The organism is Trueperella abortisuis (assembly GCF_030811095.1).
In the GTDB taxonomy this organism is placed as follows: Bacteria; Actinomycetota; Actinomycetes; order Actinomycetales; family Actinomycetaceae; genus Trueperella; species Trueperella abortisuis.
The window spans coordinates 1482986-1497919 of the sequence record NZ_JAUSQL010000001.1 but is presented as its reverse complement, the minus strand read 5'-3'; the positions used below and the strand labels follow the sequence as shown (position 1 = coordinate 1497919).

At 58.3% G+C, this 14934-nt stretch carries 15 protein-coding genes and 4 pseudogenes; 13 read left to right on the top strand and 6 right to left on the bottom strand.

What is annotated here, in order from left to right:
• Positions 1-7 precede the first annotated feature (7 nt).
• The 3 genes from J2S45_RS06730 to J2S45_RS06720 all read left to right on the top strand — a co-directional run bounded on the left by J2S45_RS06730 (position 8) and on the right by J2S45_RS06720 (position 2416).
• Positions 8-280, top strand: coding sequence for an Nmad4 family putative nucleotide modification protein (locus J2S45_RS06730; RefSeq protein ID WP_307634923.1), 273 nt, complete (start codon positions 8-10; stop codon positions 278-280).
• A 222-nt stretch (positions 281-502) separates the two neighbouring features.
• Positions 503-715 carry a DUF6900 domain-containing protein gene (locus J2S45_RS06725; protein ID WP_307634922.1) on the top strand — a complete coding sequence of 71 codons (213 nt, stop codon included), beginning with the start codon at positions 503-505 and terminating at the stop codon, positions 713-715.
• Between the two features lie 102 nt (positions 716-817).
• The gene (locus J2S45_RS06720) at positions 818-2416 is read left to right on the top strand and encodes a terminase large subunit (RefSeq protein WP_307635436.1); all 1599 of its coding nucleotides are present in this window, start codon (positions 818-820) and stop codon (positions 2414-2416) included.
• A gap of 5 nt (positions 2417-2421) precedes the next feature.
• Here J2S45_RS06720 and J2S45_RS06715 read toward each other — a convergent pair whose 3' ends face one another.
• Positions 2422-3051 (bottom strand): DUF1643 domain-containing protein, encoded by a 630-nt coding sequence (locus J2S45_RS06715; RefSeq protein ID WP_307634921.1) that lies wholly within the window; start codon positions 3049-3051, stop codon positions 2422-2424.
• A 30-nt stretch (positions 3052-3081) separates the two neighbouring features.
• Here J2S45_RS06715 and J2S45_RS06710 point away from each other — a divergent pair, with 30 nt between their 5' ends.
• The 5 genes and pseudogenes from J2S45_RS06710 to J2S45_RS06690 all read left to right on the top strand — a co-directional run bounded on the left by J2S45_RS06710 (position 3082) and on the right by J2S45_RS06690 (position 7245).
• Entirely contained in the window at positions 3082-4413 is a 1332-nt protein-coding gene (locus tag J2S45_RS06710) for a phage portal protein (RefSeq protein ID WP_307634920.1), read from the top strand.
• Positions 4410-5288 carry a head maturation protease, ClpP-related gene (locus tag J2S45_RS06705; protein ID WP_307634919.1) on the top strand — a complete coding sequence of 293 codons (879 nt, stop codon included), beginning with the start codon at positions 4410-4412 and terminating at the stop codon, positions 5286-5288. Before J2S45_RS06710 ends, J2S45_RS06705 begins: the two co-directional genes overlap by 4 nt.
• 20 nt (positions 5289-5308) lie before the next feature.
• Entirely contained in the window at positions 5309-6526 is a 1218-nt protein-coding gene (locus J2S45_RS06700) for a phage major capsid protein (RefSeq protein ID WP_307634918.1), read from the top strand.
• A gap of 43 nt (positions 6527-6569) precedes the next feature.
• A complete protein-coding gene (locus J2S45_RS06695) occupies positions 6570-6899 on the top strand; it encodes a head-tail connector protein (RefSeq protein ID WP_307634917.1) in 330 nt (109 codons plus the stop codon).
• 6 nt (positions 6900-6905) lie between these two features.
• Positions 6906-7245 (top strand): annotated as a pseudogene (locus J2S45_RS06690) (phage head completion protein).
• Here J2S45_RS06690 and J2S45_RS06685 read toward each other — a convergent pair.
• Positions 7242-7820: a hypothetical protein gene (locus J2S45_RS06685; protein WP_307634916.1), complete on the bottom strand. Its 579-nt coding sequence runs from the start codon at positions 7818-7820 to the stop codon at positions 7242-7244. The pseudogene J2S45_RS06690 and the gene J2S45_RS06685 sit on opposite strands and share 4 nt — an antisense overlap.
• A gap of 84 nt (positions 7821-7904) precedes the next feature.
• On the opposite strand from J2S45_RS06685, the gene J2S45_RS06680 reads away from it, so the two are divergent.
• Both J2S45_RS06680 and J2S45_RS06675 read left to right on the top strand, forming a co-directional pair.
• Positions 7905-8339, top strand: coding sequence for an HK97 gp10 family phage protein (locus J2S45_RS06680; RefSeq protein ID WP_307634915.1), 435 nt, complete (start codon positions 7905-7907; stop codon positions 8337-8339).
• Positions 8336-8680, top strand: coding sequence for a hypothetical protein (locus J2S45_RS06675; protein ID WP_307634914.1), 345 nt, complete (start codon positions 8336-8338; stop codon positions 8678-8680). Before J2S45_RS06680 ends, J2S45_RS06675 begins: the two co-directional genes overlap by 4 nt.
• 6 nt (positions 8681-8686) lie before the next feature.
• Here J2S45_RS06675 and J2S45_RS06670 read toward each other — a convergent pair whose 3' ends face one another.
• The gene (locus J2S45_RS06670; protein WP_307634913.1) at positions 8687-9610 is read right to left on the bottom strand and encodes a hypothetical protein; all 924 of its coding nucleotides are present in this window, start codon (positions 9608-9610) and stop codon (positions 8687-8689) included.
• Between the two features lie 152 nt (positions 9611-9762).
• On the opposite strand from J2S45_RS06670, the pseudogene J2S45_RS06665 reads away from it, so the two are divergent.
• From J2S45_RS06665 to J2S45_RS06640, 3 pseudogenes are all read left to right on the top strand, one after another.
• Positions 9763-10075 (top strand): annotated as a pseudogene (locus tag J2S45_RS06665) (helix-turn-helix domain-containing protein); the annotation flags it as partial.
• 56 nt (positions 10076-10131) lie between these two features.
• A pseudogene (locus J2S45_RS11135) lies at positions 10132-11487 on the top strand (IS256 family transposase).
• 37 nt (positions 11488-11524) lie between these two features.
• A pseudogene (locus J2S45_RS06640) lies at positions 11525-12217 on the top strand (IS481 family transposase); the annotation flags it as partial.
• 488 nt (positions 12218-12705) lie between these two features.
• Here J2S45_RS06640 and J2S45_RS06635 read toward each other — a convergent pair.
• The 3 genes from J2S45_RS06635 to J2S45_RS06625 all read right to left on the bottom strand — a co-directional run bounded on the left by J2S45_RS06635 (position 12706) and on the right by J2S45_RS06625 (position 14840).
• Positions 12706-13188, bottom strand: coding sequence for a DUF6591 domain-containing protein (locus J2S45_RS06635; protein ID WP_307634909.1), 483 nt, complete (start codon positions 13186-13188; stop codon positions 12706-12708).
• Between the two features lie 462 nt (positions 13189-13650).
• Positions 13651-14328 (bottom strand): IS3 family transposase, encoded by a 678-nt coding sequence (locus tag J2S45_RS06630; protein WP_307634908.1) that lies wholly within the window; start codon positions 14326-14328, stop codon positions 13651-13653.
• Between the two features lie 191 nt (positions 14329-14519).
• Positions 14520-14840, bottom strand: a complete 321-nt coding sequence (locus tag J2S45_RS06625) for a transposase (protein ID WP_307634907.1) — start codon at positions 14838-14840, stop codon at positions 14520-14522.
• Positions 14841-14934 lie beyond the last annotated feature (94 nt).

The window sequence follows — 14934 nt, the reverse complement described above, 5'->3', positions numbered from 1 at the left end:
AGCAGCCATGAACAGCCAGACCAAGACCCTCAAGCAGATCACCAAAGAGCATAAGATTTTGGGGCACGCGATGCTCTTCGGCGACTGGGTGATCGCCACCAACCGGATCTGGAACGACCAGCGCGCCGCCTACGATCATTTCGCCACTCTCTACAAGCGCACCGACACCGACCACGCGATCCACATGACCGACTCCGACGAAGCCTTCACCGACGAAGGCCACGCCACCGCCTGGGCAATCGGCATGGCCACCACCTACGACGACCAGGTCAGCCGCTGAACCCCGAACCTGGGCCACCACAACCGGAGCCCCAAGGGCATCGCCCTGGTTGTGGAAGGCGGCAAGCAGGCAGCGCCGGTGCACTAATGGGCGAGCCGCCAGCCAAGAGATGTAGATCTCTAGTTTTGCCCCGAGAATGAGCCGATGACGACTGGATATGGTGGCGGGTCTATGGCTGTATGTACATACGCAAACAACCACAGCGACAAGGGGGAAACAGCCATGACAACGACGATGAGCCGCGAGGACCTCAACCAGTTACTAACCGCGATCACCAACGAGCGTTTCGACTACATCCCCACCCTCGACCAGCGCCTCTCCGACGAGCTCGACTTCCACGAGGTCAGCGTCTGGGGCCTGCGCCAGATCCTGACCCAAGCCTTCGACGCAGGCCTGAAAGCCGGAAACAACGGCATCACCACAATCACCGACTAGACCGAGCCCGCCCCGACCACACCGGCCGGGGCCGCGCTCTCACCAATGTCCAGCCCCACAATCCGGGGCTTTTCTTATACCCAAGGAAGGAGCCCACCCACCATGGCCGCAAGTTACACGCCAACCCGGTTCATGGCAGACGGCTCCACCTACAACCAGCGCAAGGCGGATTTCGCTGTCGCGTTCATTCAGGCGCTGCGCCACACCAAAGGCCGCTGGGCAGGCACACCGTTCACGCTGCTGGGTTGGCAAGAACAGATCGTGCGCGACCTGTTCGGCACCATCAAACCCGATGGCTACCGCCAGTTCACCACCGTCTATGTGGAGATCTCCAAGAAGCAGGGCAAGTCCGAACTGACCGCCGCGATCGCGCTGCTGCTGACGTGCGGGGATGGGGAGCAAGCCGCCGAGGTCTACGGGTGTGCGGCTGACCGGCAGCAAGCCAGCATTGTGTTCGAAGTCGCCGCCGACATGGTGCGCCAATCACCAGCCCTCTCAAAACGCGTGAAGATCTTGAGTTCGCAGAAGCGGATTATCTACAAGCCCACCAACTCTTTCTACCAAGTCCTCTCAGCTGAGGCGTATTCGAAGCACGGGTTCAACATCTCCGGCGTGGTGTTCGACGAGCTCCACACCCAACCCAACCGGGCCCTGTTTGACGTCATGACCAAGGGCTCGGGTGATGCGCGTACCCAGCCACTGTATTTCCTGATCACCACCGCAGGAACCGACACCCACAGCATTTGCTACGAGCAGCACCAAAAAGCGCGCGACATTCTGGCGGGCAAGAAATACGACCCGACGTTCTACCCGGTGATCTACGGGGCGGATCTGGATGATGACTGGACGGATGAGGCGGTGTGGCACAAGGCGAACCCCAGCCTCGGGGTTACAGTGCCGATCGACAAGGTACGGGCGGCGTGTAACTCGGCTCGCCAGAACCCGGCTGAGGAGAACACATTTCGGCAGCTGCGCCTCAATCAGTGGGTGAAACAGTCGGTGCGGTGGATGCCGATGCACGTGTGGAACCAGAACAACGACTCGGTCGACTTGGCGGAGTTGGAGGGGCGTCCGTGTTACGGCGGCCTCGATCTCGCATCGAAGACGGATATCACAGCGTTCGTGCTCGTCTTCCCACCCTACGGGTCAGACGAGACATACCGGATCGCGCCGTGGTTCTGGATCCCTGAGGACAACCTGGCGCTTCGGGTCGCGCGGGATCACGTGCCCTACGACCTGTGGCACACCCAAGGCTTCCTGGAAACTACGGAGGGCAACGTCGTCCACTACGCGCATATTGAGCACCACATCGAACAGCTCGACACCCGGTTTGATATTCGTGAGATTGCGTTTGACCGGTGGGGTGCCGTCCAGATGAGCCAAAACCTCGAAGGTATGGGCTTCACCGTCGTCCCGTTCGGGCAAGGCTTCAAAGACATGAGCCCACCCAGCAAAGAGCTGATGAAGCTCGCGCTCGAGGGTAGGCTTGCGCATGGCGGGCACTCGGTGCTGGCGTGGATGGTGGATAACATTCACGTGCGCACCGACCCGGCGGGAAACATCAAACCCGACAAACAGAAATCCACCGAAAAGATCGACGGCGTGGTCGCCACCATCATAGCGCTCGACCGCGCCATCCGAGGCGGCACCGCCAGTGCGGGTGCGTCGGTGTATGACGCGCGCGGGCTCTTGGTGCTCTAGGTAATTTAGACCTGCGTTAAAGGTAAATTTGTCCATTTCGGGTATCTCGGATGATATGGATAGTGCGGATCTTCAGTGGACGCAACAGCCCAAATTTTTTTGTTGGTTGTCAAAGATTTCAGATATGGTTCTAGCGATTTCAGGACGTAAGGTTTCCACGGATAATCCTTGTCATTTGGATTGCCCCAAATCAGGATCACATCAGAAACTGAGTCAACTACGATGTTCCAAAGTTGCTTCGTAGTGGTGATCGACTCCATGATTTGCAGGTTGTCGTTGCACGGATTCCAGCCAGAAAACAGATTCGAATTAGAAGCTACGTGAGGAATCAGATTCACGATGACAAGGTCATCGAAGATTGGCTCATTCTGCTGAAGAGTGCTGCGTTCGAGATCCGCTTTATGGAAACGTTTTAGAAGCTTGTCAGTGGTTTGATCCCCGTCGTAGCCTTCACGCCGTAGTCCTAACTTGACTGCCGTTGACGGGTTGATACCTATGATGGCAGCTGATCTCCCAACTGATGAGGGACGAGTCCGCAAGAACCAACGCTCACCATCGGCTTTCGGATTTGCTGGGTACACAAGGGTCTTATCGTCGTTCCAAGCACGTGTGAAATCTTCAAAATTTATGCTCATCGCATTATTCTCTCACCGAAAGGCCTCCTCATGGGGTTGTTTGATTGGCTGCGCGGCACTAACGCCCGCCAAGCCACGAACCATCAGCTGTCTGGCCAGTATTCGGTCTTGTTCGGCCCCACCACAGCCGGGCGAACCGTGACCGAACGCTCGGCGATGCAGATGACGGCTGTCTACTCGTGCGTGCGTATCCTCGCCGAGGCGATCGCAGGCCTGCCGCTGCACGTCTACCGCACCGGGCCGGACGGATCGAAAATCAAGGCCACCGATCACGGTCTCTATCGGCTTCTTCATGATGAGCCGAACCCGGAAATGACAAGTTTTGTGTTCCGGGAAACGTTGATGACCCATCTGTTGTTGTGGGGTAACGCCTACGCCCAGGTGTTGCGCAACGGCCGCGACGAGGTCATCGGGCTGTATCCGTTGATGCCGAACCGCATGAGTGTCGGCAGAGACGACACTGGAAGGCTCTACTACGAGTACAAAACTAGTAGCGATGAGCCTTATGGTCAGTGGGAACGCGTCCGCCTCACACCAGCCGATGTGCTGCATATTCCAGGGCTCGGGTTTGATGGGCTGGTTGGGTATTCGCCGATTGTGATGGCGAAGAACGCGATCGGTATGGCGATGGTCACCGAAGACTACGGCGCGAGTTTCTTTGCCAACGGTGCCGCTCCTGGTGGGGTGTTGGAGCATCCGGGCACGATCAAAGACTCGAGCAAGGTACGCGAATCCTGGCAAGCCACCTTTGGTGGTGCCCGCAACAGCAACAAGGTGGCGGTGCTTGAGGAGGGCATGAAATACACGCCCATCTCCGTTTCACTTGAGCAAGCCCAGTTCTTGGAGACCCGGAAGTTTCAGATCAACGAGATCGCCCGGATCTTCCGGATCCCGCCATACATGATCGGCGACCTCGACAAGAGCTCGTTTTCGAATATTGAGCAGCAGAGCCTCGAGTTCGTGAAATACACCCTCGACCCGTGGGTGATCCGCTGGGAGCAAGCCATCACCAAAACCTTGCTCAGCGCACGTGAGAAACCGGGCGTGTTTGTGAAGTTTAACGTCGAAGGGCTGCTGCGCGGCGATTACGTGTCGAGGATGAACGGGTATGCGGTCGCCCGGCAAAACGGGTGGATGTCCGCCAACGACATTCGCACCCTCGAGAACCTCGACCGCATCCCAGAAGACCCGGGTGGGGATCTGTATCTCGTGAACGGGAACATGCTGCCGCTTGCCATGGCAGGCGCATACGCCACCACAACGACCAGTGATGAAGCGCCACCGGGTCTGCCGCCGCCGGAGGGCGATCCTCCGACTGGCGGTCTTGTACCTGACCAACATTTTGAGAGGAGGAGCCGGTGAAACGGTTCTGGAACTGGGAGCCTGCTGCTCCCACAAGTGAAGACCCGGCGGGTAGTGATACCAGCCGGGTTTTGCGTATTAACGGGGTGGTTGCCGAAGAGTCCTGGTTCGAGGACGACATCACCCCAGCCCTGTTCGCGTCCGAACTGAACGCAGGCAGTGGGGATGTGACGGTGTGGATCAATTCCCCGGGTGGTGATGTGGTGGCTGCCGCGCAGATCTACAACATGCTCATCGACTACTCAGGTCACGTCCGCGTTTGCATTGACGGGATCGCGGCCTCAGCAGCCTCCGTGATCGCGATGGCCGGATCTGTCGTGGCCATGAGCCCAGTGAGCATGTTGATGATCCACAACCCCGCCACGCTCGCGATCGGGGATGCCGAGGAGCTGGGGCGTGCGGTCGACATGCTCGCCGCCGTCAAGGACAGCATCATTAACGCCTATGAGTTGAGGACCGGGATGAGCCGGGCGAAGTTGGCGAAGTTGATGGATGCTGAGACCTGGATGGACGCGCGGGCTGCCATCGCGATGGGGTTCGCTGACGAGTACCTCACCCGCAACGCCAAGCCCGACGAAGACGATCCTGATGAGGACGACGACCCCACCGAAGAGTCAGACGTCGACGAACCGGATGAGGATGAGCCGGACGCGCCTTTCCAACCCGGCAGACCGAAGAAGATCGGCAATATCACCCTGCTACGCGCTTCTGCTGGTGGAGTTGTGTATGCCCGTAAACCTGCCGAGCAGCGTCTCGTCGCCCATCTCGCCGATCACCGTCCACCCACCCCACCACCTGGGACGCAGCCGTCCACTGCTCCTGTGGGTCGGCGGGTGGTCGACCTGTATGCCGCCCTGACTAATCAAGCCCACTAACCCTAAAGGAGAACACTTTCATGTCCACGATGACTATTTCTGACCTGCGCACCAAGCGTGCCGAGACCTGGGAGAAGGCGAAGGTCTTTCTCGATGAACGCCGCGACACCACCACCGGCTGCCTGTCCGCTGAGGATGACCAGACCTATGCGCGGATGGAAGCTGATATTGAGCGGCTAACTGCTGAGATCGCCCGCGCTGAGCGTGCCCAACGCCTAGACGCTGACCTCGCCAGGGCGACGCATGCTCCGCTCACGTCGATGCCCGGCCAAACCGGCGAGACCGAACCCACCAAGACCGGCCGCGCCTCCGCCTCGTACAAGCGCGCGTTTTGGAATGCGATGCGCCTGAACGCCTCACCCCTCGAGGTCCGCAACGCCCTGAGCGAGGGTGTCGACACCGAGGGCGGCTATTTGGTGCCGGACGGGTTCGAACGCACCCTCGTCCAATCCCTGGCTGACCAGAACGTCATGCGCGGTTTGGCGAAGGTTATTCAAACCACCTCGGGGGATCGAAAGATCCCGGTCGTCTCCACCCACGGCACCGCAGGCTGGCTCGACGAAGGAAAGCCCTACACCGAATCCGACGTAGTCTTCTCCCAGATCACTTTGAGCGCGTTTAAGCTCGGCACCTTCCTCAAAATCAGCGAGGAACTGCTCAATGACGCGGCCTTCGACGTCGAGGCATATTTGGCCTCGGAGTTTGCTCGCCGGATCGGCGCAGCCGAAGAAGAAGCCTTCCTCGTCGGTAGTGGCACAGGGCAACCAACCGGCATCTTCACTGCTGGCGGCGGCCAAGCAGGCATCACCACCGCCAAGCCGACCGACATCACGGCGGATGATCTCATCGACCTGCACTACCGTCTGCGGGCTCCGTATCGCAAGAACGCGGTGTGGCTGATGAACGACGCGACGGTGAAAACCGTGCGCAAGCTCAAGGACGCCCAAGGCCAATACTTGTGGCAACCCGCCCTGACCGCCGGAGCGCCGGACATGATCCTCGGCAAACCGGTTCACGCCTCGGCGTTCGTGCCCGAGATCAAAGCATCGGCGAAGACAGTCGCGTTCGGTGACCTTGGTTATTACTGGATCGCCGACCGGCAGGGACGCTCGTTTAAGCGCCTGAACGAACTATTCGCCACCAGCGGTCAAGTCGGGTTCCTAGCCTCCCAACGCCTCGACGGCAAGCTCGTCCTACCCGAAGCGGTGAAGGTGCTGACCCAGAAAGCAACCGCCTAAACACTGACCCGTTGACCCACTGAGAGAGGAGGTGGCAGCCCCGATGGCCACACCAACACTGCCCGCCGAACTGGTGGAGCTCGTGACGGCGAATCTGATCCTCACCCACGATGAAGACGACGCCTTGATCGGCTCGCTGGTGGGGGCTGCCACCTCCTACGCGGTTGCCTACCAACACCTACCCGACGGCTACTACGAGGATCACCCGATGTCGGGGACGACACGTCAGGCGATCGTGTTGCTGGCGACGCATTTCTATGAATCCCGTGACGGATCGACCGCCGGATTCTGGGCAGATATGCCGGAGGCGGCGAAAGCCGTGTGGAACGCGGTCAACAATCTGCTCCGACTCGACCGCGAATGGAATGTGTGAAGAGCGATGGCTGGGATTGGTTCCATGCGCGAGCACATCGACGTGATCGCGCCGGTGACGGTGCGGGATAAGGCCGGGTTCACGTCGACGTCAGATCGGATTGTGGCGACGGTGCGGGCGTATCGCGTATCGGGAGACCCGGCACACCACGAGCGCGTGGGTAAACCGCGCAGCCTACACCAACGCCACCGTCCTATTCCGCATCCGCGCCATGCCCGGCCTCGAGGTGAGCGAGTCGATGGAGATCGCCACTCACGATGGCCGTTTCGTGATTGACACGGTCGAAGTGATCGGCCGCTATGTCGAAATCGTCGCTCACCAAAACGCGCCAGAAGGAAATGCCTAGCTCTCTTGGTCGAAGATCTTCTTCTGCTCGGCAAGGTAGCTCTCCAAGCTCACCAACTGAGCGGGTTCAATTTGCTCGAGCCGGGCCGGTGCATTGTGGACGATGAAGTTGCGGCTGTAGTCGATCAGCGAATCGAGGACGTCGCCGTCGATCAGGTCGGTTGTCGGCTTTCCAGTTAGCGCTCGTAGCTCTCCAAGGGAGCGGTCAAGCTTGTCGATGACCTGAGCGTTCATGTCTTGAGCAACGATCGCTTTGAAATACGCCGACATCGCAGCCTGAAACTGTCTATCGGCCTTGTTGATCTTCATGCGCTTCATGGTTGAAACAGCAATCGCTGTTCCTCCGATGGCGGCGGTAGCCACAGTCCCGACAATCAACGTTGTCTTGTTCGCCTTGGCGAACGCACGGGCTGAAGCGAGTGCCTTGTCGAACTGCGGAGTAGGGACTTCCTTCAAATGCATCACGATGTGGCCCGCACCATCTCGTACGACGCCTCCGTACCGAACCAGCTCGCCAGTAGCCAGTCCAGCCTCGATGCGCGCGGGAATCGCGAAGGCAACCTGCTCAATCGACATAGATGCCATCCCTTCAATAACCGCAGCTCAATTTCCGTAACTCTTGATTCAAGTCTAAAACTTCCCTCGACACAAGGAAACGTGATGGCACGGGTTCACATTCAACTCCCCAACAACTTCATCGACGCTTTGCAGGCCGCGTCCGCGCTGCTCGACGCAGCCGCCGACGAGGTACTCAACGTTGGTGCTGGCGTGGTTGAGCCCCGCCTGCGGGCCAATCTCACCGCCGCGATCGGCCAAGGAGCAACCCCATCGCGTTCCACCGGGCAACTCCTCGGCGCGCTCGGCACGACGGCTGTGCGGGTGAACTCGAAAGGTGAGCACAACCTGAAGATCGGGTTCGCTGAAAACCGCCGGGACGGACGGTCGAACGCCCTGATCGCCAACGTTCTCGAACAGGGCCGCTCCAACCAGCCCGCCAGGCCGTTCCTTGCACCCACACGCTCCCAAACCCGCCGACCCGCAACAGAGGCAATGAAACAAACACTGACTGCGCGAATGAATCAGGTAGCACCATGACCGCACTCCTGGAACGCATTACCGCCGTCGCTGATCGACTTGGCTCGCCGATCGCGGTCGGTCTCTATACGGCCACACCCGTGCCGGACACGTACTTGGTTGCCACGCCTTTGGCTGACCTGTTTGACGTGTTCGCCGACAATACCCCCGGCGTCGAAGTCGAGGAAGTCCGCCTCAACCTATTCACCAAAGGCAACTACCTCGCCGAACGTGACCGACTCACCGCCGCGCTACTCGAAGCCGGGTTGGCTATCACGGCGCGCAGGTATGTCGGTTTCGAACCGGACACCGGTTTTCATCATTACGGCGTTGACGTGTGCGCCTGGTCATCGTATGCGTAGCAGGTGTCAATGCTTCATGAATCTGTCGGTGAACTCTTTGCTTGGCCGAATAACAGTTGTGGTCTGGGGTGTCATTTCGTCAACGGGCGCGCCTGCAGCTGCTGCTGCCTGCATAGTTTCATCGAAATCACCTGTCATAGATTCAATGGATCCATTTGGCGACCAGTAATAGACCGCAGCGCTAATGAGTCCGCCCGGATTATCAAATCCTGCTTCAGGGGTAAACACGTTGGCCATGTTTGCGATACCAACGAGGTCAGCGAAATCGGTGGGCACCTTGTAAATCAATAGTGACCGGTTAGGGATACTGAACAAAAGACCATCGGGGGCGTCGATTCCGAGCTGGTCAAGGAGCGCAGGAATATTGGTGATCTTGGATGCAATGAACATGGAGTCACCCGAGACGAATTGGATGCCGTCTTCCTCGAATCGCTCATCGATAGGTTCGGCCTGAGTGTTAGCCCGGCCAAGCACGTACAACTCATCAATCGGCAGCCCAAGCTGCCCAACAGAATCATCATCCAGCGTCAAGACGCGGTTGGGGTAGTCGAGACATAGGATTTCAACGAGACCTTCTGCAACAGGTCGCGCGTAGGTTTTCTTCTCGGATGCGTCTTCAGCGATTACACGACTGCGAATCATTGAGGCGATGGAATCCACATCTAGCTGGGAGATGTCGTCAGGGTGAGCCGCGTCAGCTGCAAATTGTGCCCAACGTTGCAGGTGCTCCTCCCACTGTTCGACAGGGAGCTCAACCATTTGGTCAACGAGATTCTCGAGGCTCAACATGCCTTCGCCATTTAGCTGGAGAGCCTTTCCATACTCAGTAAGAACCGGGACAGCGGCGATCTCTTGCTCGCTCAGGGCATCAATCAGGTAGCGCGCTGCGCTATTGAGGATTCGGTCGCGGTCGAAAGGGGCTTCGGTCATGCATTTCTCCTTTGAAATCTCGTGTTCACATCCCTGGTCAAGCACGCCCTAGTTGTACTTCCCGTGGAGGTTGTGAACGGTTGAGGTAGGTGAAGGCCTCCGGGCAGGATATGGGTTATAGAGAAATATCCAATACTGACCAGGAGGCCTTCATGACTCATCCTAACGCACCCTTGACCCCGGAAGGGCGTCGTCGTCTGGCTGTGCTTGTCGTTGAGGAAGGATGGCCGCTACGGCGTGTCGCAGAGTGTTTTCAGTGTTCGGCCGCGACAGCTAAACGCTGGGCGGACCGGTATCGCGCCGGCCAGGCTCTCACTGACCGCAGCTCCAGGCCACACACATCACCTACCCGGTTGGCGCGGAAACGAGAATGACGCATTATCGCTTTACGATTTAATCGCCGATGGGGCCCGCAGGATCGCCTACCACTTGCATATGGCTCGCTCGACGGTTGAACGAGTCCTTGGAGGGTGTCAAATGGTTTGTGTATGAGGATCTGATGAAAGGATTCGATTATGACCATGACACGTGATGAGAAGACCCGCCCGGCTGGCGCCGATGTTGTTGGGCAGCTGAAGGCTAACGGTGCTTTAGACGATCTATTTGCCCGCATTGATTCTGGCCAGATCGAGCTGACCGGGGATGGGGGAATGATCCCCGCACTGATCAAGGAAGCCCTGGAGCGCGGCTTGCAGGCCGAGATGACCTCACACCTGGGATATGAGCCCCGCGATCGGCAGGCTAAGGCCGAATCTGACCGGCCAATCAACGCCCGTAACGGGTCGTATACCAAGACCGTGGCTAGCGAGGTTGGCGATATTGAGCTGACCATTGCCCGGGACCGTGAAGGCTCTCTTTCACCCCCAGGTTGGTGCCCAAAGGTTCACGGCGCCTAGGTGGGCTGGATCAAATGATTATCAGCCTTCATGCCGGTTCGATGACCGCAGGCGATATTCAGCATCATCTGGCTAAGACGATCGGCACGGAGCTATCCCATGAGACGATCGCTAAAATATTACCGACACGCCCCGAGAGTCGGTCACCACCTGGCAGGAGCGGCCCTGACAAGAGTTCTACCCGGTGATCTACCAGGTGCAATCCGGGTTAAGGTCCGTGACCAAGGCCGGGCGGGCTCCAAGGCTGCTCATATTCGGGGTAGGGGCCTGCATGGAGGGCATCAAGCACGTCTTGGGTATCTGGGTCCAGGACAACGAAGGGTCCTCGTTTTGGGCTTCCGTGTGCTCCCAACTAGCCAACCGGGGTATTCAAGACGTGCTGATTGTGTTGTGAGGTGCTGGTGGGCTTGCCTGAGGCTACCTTGGCCACCTGGCCCAACTCGCTAGTCCAAACCTGCACACGTTCACCTGATCCGGGCCGCGAAGTACTTCGTGGCCTACCAGGATCGCAAGGCCGTCTCGGCCTCGCTGAAGACGATCTACACCGCCAGCAGCGAGCAGGTCGCTCAAGAGGCCCTAGAGGCCTTCGCCGCCTCCGACCTGGGCCAGAAGTACCCCTCGGCGGTAGCGACCTGGCGTAACGCCTGGGGGCGCAACACCGGCGTTCTTGCAGTTCCCGCCAGCCCTGCGCAAGGTCATCTACACGACTAACGCTATCGAGTCACCCAGCTACCAGCTGCGTAAGGTGAGGCAGAATCGCTCTCAGTTCCCTACCGATGAGGCGGGTCTCAAGCTGTTGTGGCTAGCTATTTGCGATATTGAGGATACCCGGGCCCGCCGGTGGGCCAAGGACAAAGGCAAAGCCGCCGCAGAGCCTAAGGCGCGGGCCGACTGATCGAAGGGCAGGTGAAGGCGAACTGGAAACAGGCCCTGGCCCAACTAGCCGCGGCCTACCCCGACCGCATGAACCCCTACCTATAAAACAACCCCTTCATACACAACAAACTTGACAAGCTCAGTCCTTGCCCGCTACCGCATGCCAAAGCTGTCCCATATCGACCAAGCCACCGGGCTACCAGTACGCAAGCCTAAACCCAAGCGTTACGAGATCAAATCTGCCGGCAAACTGGTCCACGTCGATATTAAAAAGCAAGGCCGTATCCCTCATGGGGGCGGGTGGCGCGCCCATGGCAGAGGCTCACCCCAAGACCGGGCTGCTAGTGTTGCCCGCGGTAAGAAAGCACGCTCAGGACCATCCAGTGCCCGTGGGTATCGCTATTTGCATCATGGTGTCGATGACTACTCCAGGGTTGCCTATTGCGAGATCCTTGATGATGAGCGCAAAGAGAGCGCCACAGCATTTTGGGGCAGGGCGCAGGCCTTCTTCGAAAGCATCGGCATCAAGGTCAGCGCGGTAATGACCGACAACGGAGCATGTTACCGGTCAAAAATGTTCGCCCAGGCACTCGGGGAAAACATCACACACAAACGCACCAAGCCCTATCGACCTCAAACCAATGGCAAGGTCGAGCGTTTTAACCGCACCCTGGCCCAAGAATGGGCCTACGCACAAGCTTATTCCAGTAAAGAAGAACGGGCCCAGGCCTACCAAGCCTGGCTCCACGAGTACGATCACCACAGACCCCATACCGGTATCGGAGGCCAAACACCCGCATCACGCGTTCACAACCTCACGGGGAAGTACAGTTAGGGGTGAGCCGTCAGGGCTATTATCAGTGGCAAGCCCAGGTTTCTGCGTCACGGCTAACGCGATCTAGGCTCGCCGCTGGTTTCCGTCCGATAGCTGGTCGATTGGGGTGGCCCATAGTGTTGGGTGGAGGATTCCTGTGCCAAGGTGCCCGACCCCATGCCCACTTTCCGGGGGGGGGGGGCGGGCCCGGAACCGCTTAGAAAAATGTCAACCACTTGCGGGCAACCCAGCCTTGTACCAGAACTTATAAATAACGTTGCTAGGGCAGCATATTCAAAGAAATCAACCGGCGCTTTCTAAAAAATCGAAGCAAGCGACCACTACACCCACGTGAAGTCTTCCTGCTAGTTCGCCTTCGCCTTTGCCTGGCAGCAGGCAGCGATGATCTACTCCAGCTGGACTACAAAATCAACGCCGCCGACGTAGCGTGCGGCACAAGTGGCCTGCTACGTCGGCGGCAAAGGAAGGAAACATTTTCTCCAGCGCGTTTACTTAACCCCGCTGGCTGTTGCCTTCTGAACGTTTTCCGCAGCCTTCAACAGCTTATCGTTCAGGTCTTGGAGACGACGGGTGTATTCGAGCGTGTCCTCTTGGGAAAGATTCCAGGTTTTAACTTCCTCAGCCTTCGCGGCCAATTCGGTTCCCTGGCGGGAAAGGTCATTGAGCTTCTGCGCCTCCTCCAGATAGGAACCCTTCTGAAGAACGGTTTCCGTGTAGGCAAGATAATCGTCGACGAACTTCTCATACTCGTCAATGAATGCGTGCCAATCGCCCTGGGCTGTGCCCGAGCTAGCGGAGCTGTCGTTAGTGGCGGGCGCCGGGGCTTCGGTCGTTTCCGCGGGCGCGCTCGTCACTTCTGCCGCGGAGGTAGCGGGATCTGCAGCGGGTTTTGCGTCGTCATTGTTGCCGCAAGCCGTCAGCGAAAATGACAGCGCAGCAACACCAGCAATAGCTGCAAGTTTTTTCCACATTGAAAATCTCCTTAGGTGAGAAGGTAAAATACGTAACACCATGTTCTCCCCCCCCCCGAATGTCAAATCCGAAAAAGAGTTTAAAGACACAAAATCGCGGGGTTTATCCGTGAGATAGGACGATCGCGAAATAGTGCTACACGGGCGTTTCACCAGTTTCTGCGCGAAGCCAATTCGCCGCGCCTCGGCAACTCTCACGCGTAAAATGGCGGACGGCGCAGCACGTGTTTTGAACGGGCTTGAAAGTAGGACATTGCTACCGCGAGAGAAGCCCGGAGCACGAAGTGTTCTAAAAGACGTTCGCACCCCCACTGACAAAAACTCGCGTGATGCAGTTAACAGGCGCTCTGTTTGATCGCAGCGTCTGTCGGGGTGTGAAAAGTCAATGGCGATTTTTCAGGACAAAACAATGAAAGCAGCACTGGGCTTGCCCACTAGCTGTTGACGGTTTCGTTGTGTAGTTCACGCTGCTATGTTCATTGCGGCGTGGAGTTCGTATTCGACCGGGCTTTGGTATCCGATCGCTGAATGGATGCGTTTGTGGTTATAGAATCCCTCGATCCATGTGCAGACGCCTTCGTAGACCTCTTCACGGATACGGAAGGCGTGGCGGTAGTAGTACTCGACTTTCAACGTCGCCCAAAATGACTCGGCCATCGCGTTGTCCCAACACACGCCCGTATCCCCCATGGGCATCACGATCCCGGCCTGGCGGGCATAGTGGGCTAACTGGCGTGAGGTGAACTGTGAACCACGGTCAGCATGTAACACGACCTGGCCGGGCATCGCCCCACCACGCGCATCGATAGCCATCTGCAAAGCCTCGATCAACAGGCCAGTGGTCTGCTGCCGACCCATCGCATACCCCAACACCCGCCGTGAATGCGCCTCGCGTACCGCTACCAGATAGATCCAGCCTTCCGGGCAACGCAAATACGTGAAATCGGTGATCCATACCAGATCAATCGCGCCCTGATCCCATTGGCGCCGACAGTGATCCTCATAGTCACATCCGTCAGTGTCCGTGGTGGTGGGGCGGTAGAACGAGCGGGTCGAGACCGCTTCCAAGCCCTGCCTTTTCAATGATGCGGCAATGGTTTTCTTATCCGCGATCACTCCCACCCGGGCCAGGGCTGCCACCAGACGCTAAGCCCCGTGAGTGCGCTGATAATCAGCAAACACGCACGCCACCACACGGTCAAACTCGCCCCGAGCAAGCACACGCTCGTGGCGTGCCCGGCTGCGGGCACGCCACTGATAATAGCCCTGACGGCTCACCCCTAACACGCGTGCCACCAAAGCAATGGGATAGGTCGCCTTCTTTGCCTCCATTAGCTCAAAGCGCTGCGAGGGGCCTGCTTGGCGGCAAAGAAGGCGCTTGCTTTTTCCAAGAACTCGTTTTCCATCGCCAGCCGGGCATTATCAGCCCGTAGCCGAGCGATCTGGGCATGTAATTGCGCGGTAGTTGGCCCCCCAGTGGCCTGTGCTTGGCGTCGTTCACGCTCATGCTTGACCCGCCGGCCAAGCAAGGCCTCACCCACCCCAAGATCACGAGCCACGCTCGCAATCGTGGTCTGTTGATCAATCACAATCGAAGCCGCATCCCACCCAAACTCCGGCGTATAGGACTTCCTCGTCTTCTTCTCACTCACGTGTCTTCCAACACCCTTCCCAGCCAGACAATCCAGCCTAATCAAGTGTCAACAAACACAGGGTAACCCCAGCAATGCAAGCTGCGCCTGGAGC

Bases quoted from the DNA above. Each gene is read 5' to 3' on its own strand.
- J2S45_RS06685 (WP_307634916.1), bottom strand. From the start codon at position 7,820: ATGTCGATTGAGCAGGTTGCCTTCGCGATTCCCGCGCGCATCGAGGCT.
- J2S45_RS06730 (WP_307634923.1), top strand. From the start codon at position 8: ATGAACAGCCAGACCAAGACCCTCAAGCAGATCACCAAAGAGCATAAG.
- J2S45_RS06635 (WP_307634909.1), bottom strand. From the start codon at position 13,188: ATGTGGAAAAAACTTGCAGCTATTGCTGGTGTTGCTGCGCTGTCATTT.
- J2S45_RS06680 (WP_307634915.1), top strand. From the start codon at position 7,905: ATGGCACGGGTTCACATTCAACTCCCCAACAACTTCATCGACGCTTTG.
- J2S45_RS06720 (WP_307635436.1), top strand. From the start codon at position 818: ATGGCCGCAAGTTACACGCCAACCCGGTTCATGGCAGACGGCTCCACC.
- J2S45_RS06710 (WP_307634920.1), top strand. From the start codon at position 3,082: ATGGGGTTGTTTGATTGGCTGCGCGGCACTAACGCCCGCCAAGCCACG.
- J2S45_RS06695 (WP_307634917.1), top strand. From the start codon at position 6,570: ATGGCCACACCAACACTGCCCGCCGAACTGGTGGAGCTCGTGACGGCG.
- J2S45_RS06675 (WP_307634914.1), top strand. From the start codon at position 8,336: ATGACCGCACTCCTGGAACGCATTACCGCCGTCGCTGATCGACTTGGC.
- J2S45_RS06725 (WP_307634922.1), top strand. From the start codon at position 503: ATGACAACGACGATGAGCCGCGAGGACCTCAACCAGTTACTAACCGCG.
- J2S45_RS06700 (WP_307634918.1), top strand. From the start codon at position 5,309: ATGTCCACGATGACTATTTCTGACCTGCGCACCAAGCGTGCCGAGACC.
- J2S45_RS06715 (WP_307634921.1), bottom strand. From the start codon at position 3,051: ATGAGCATAAATTTTGAAGATTTCACACGTGCTTGGAACGACGATAAG.
- J2S45_RS06670 (WP_307634913.1), bottom strand. From the start codon at position 9,610: ATGACCGAAGCCCCTTTCGACCGCGACCGAATCCTCAATAGCGCAGCG.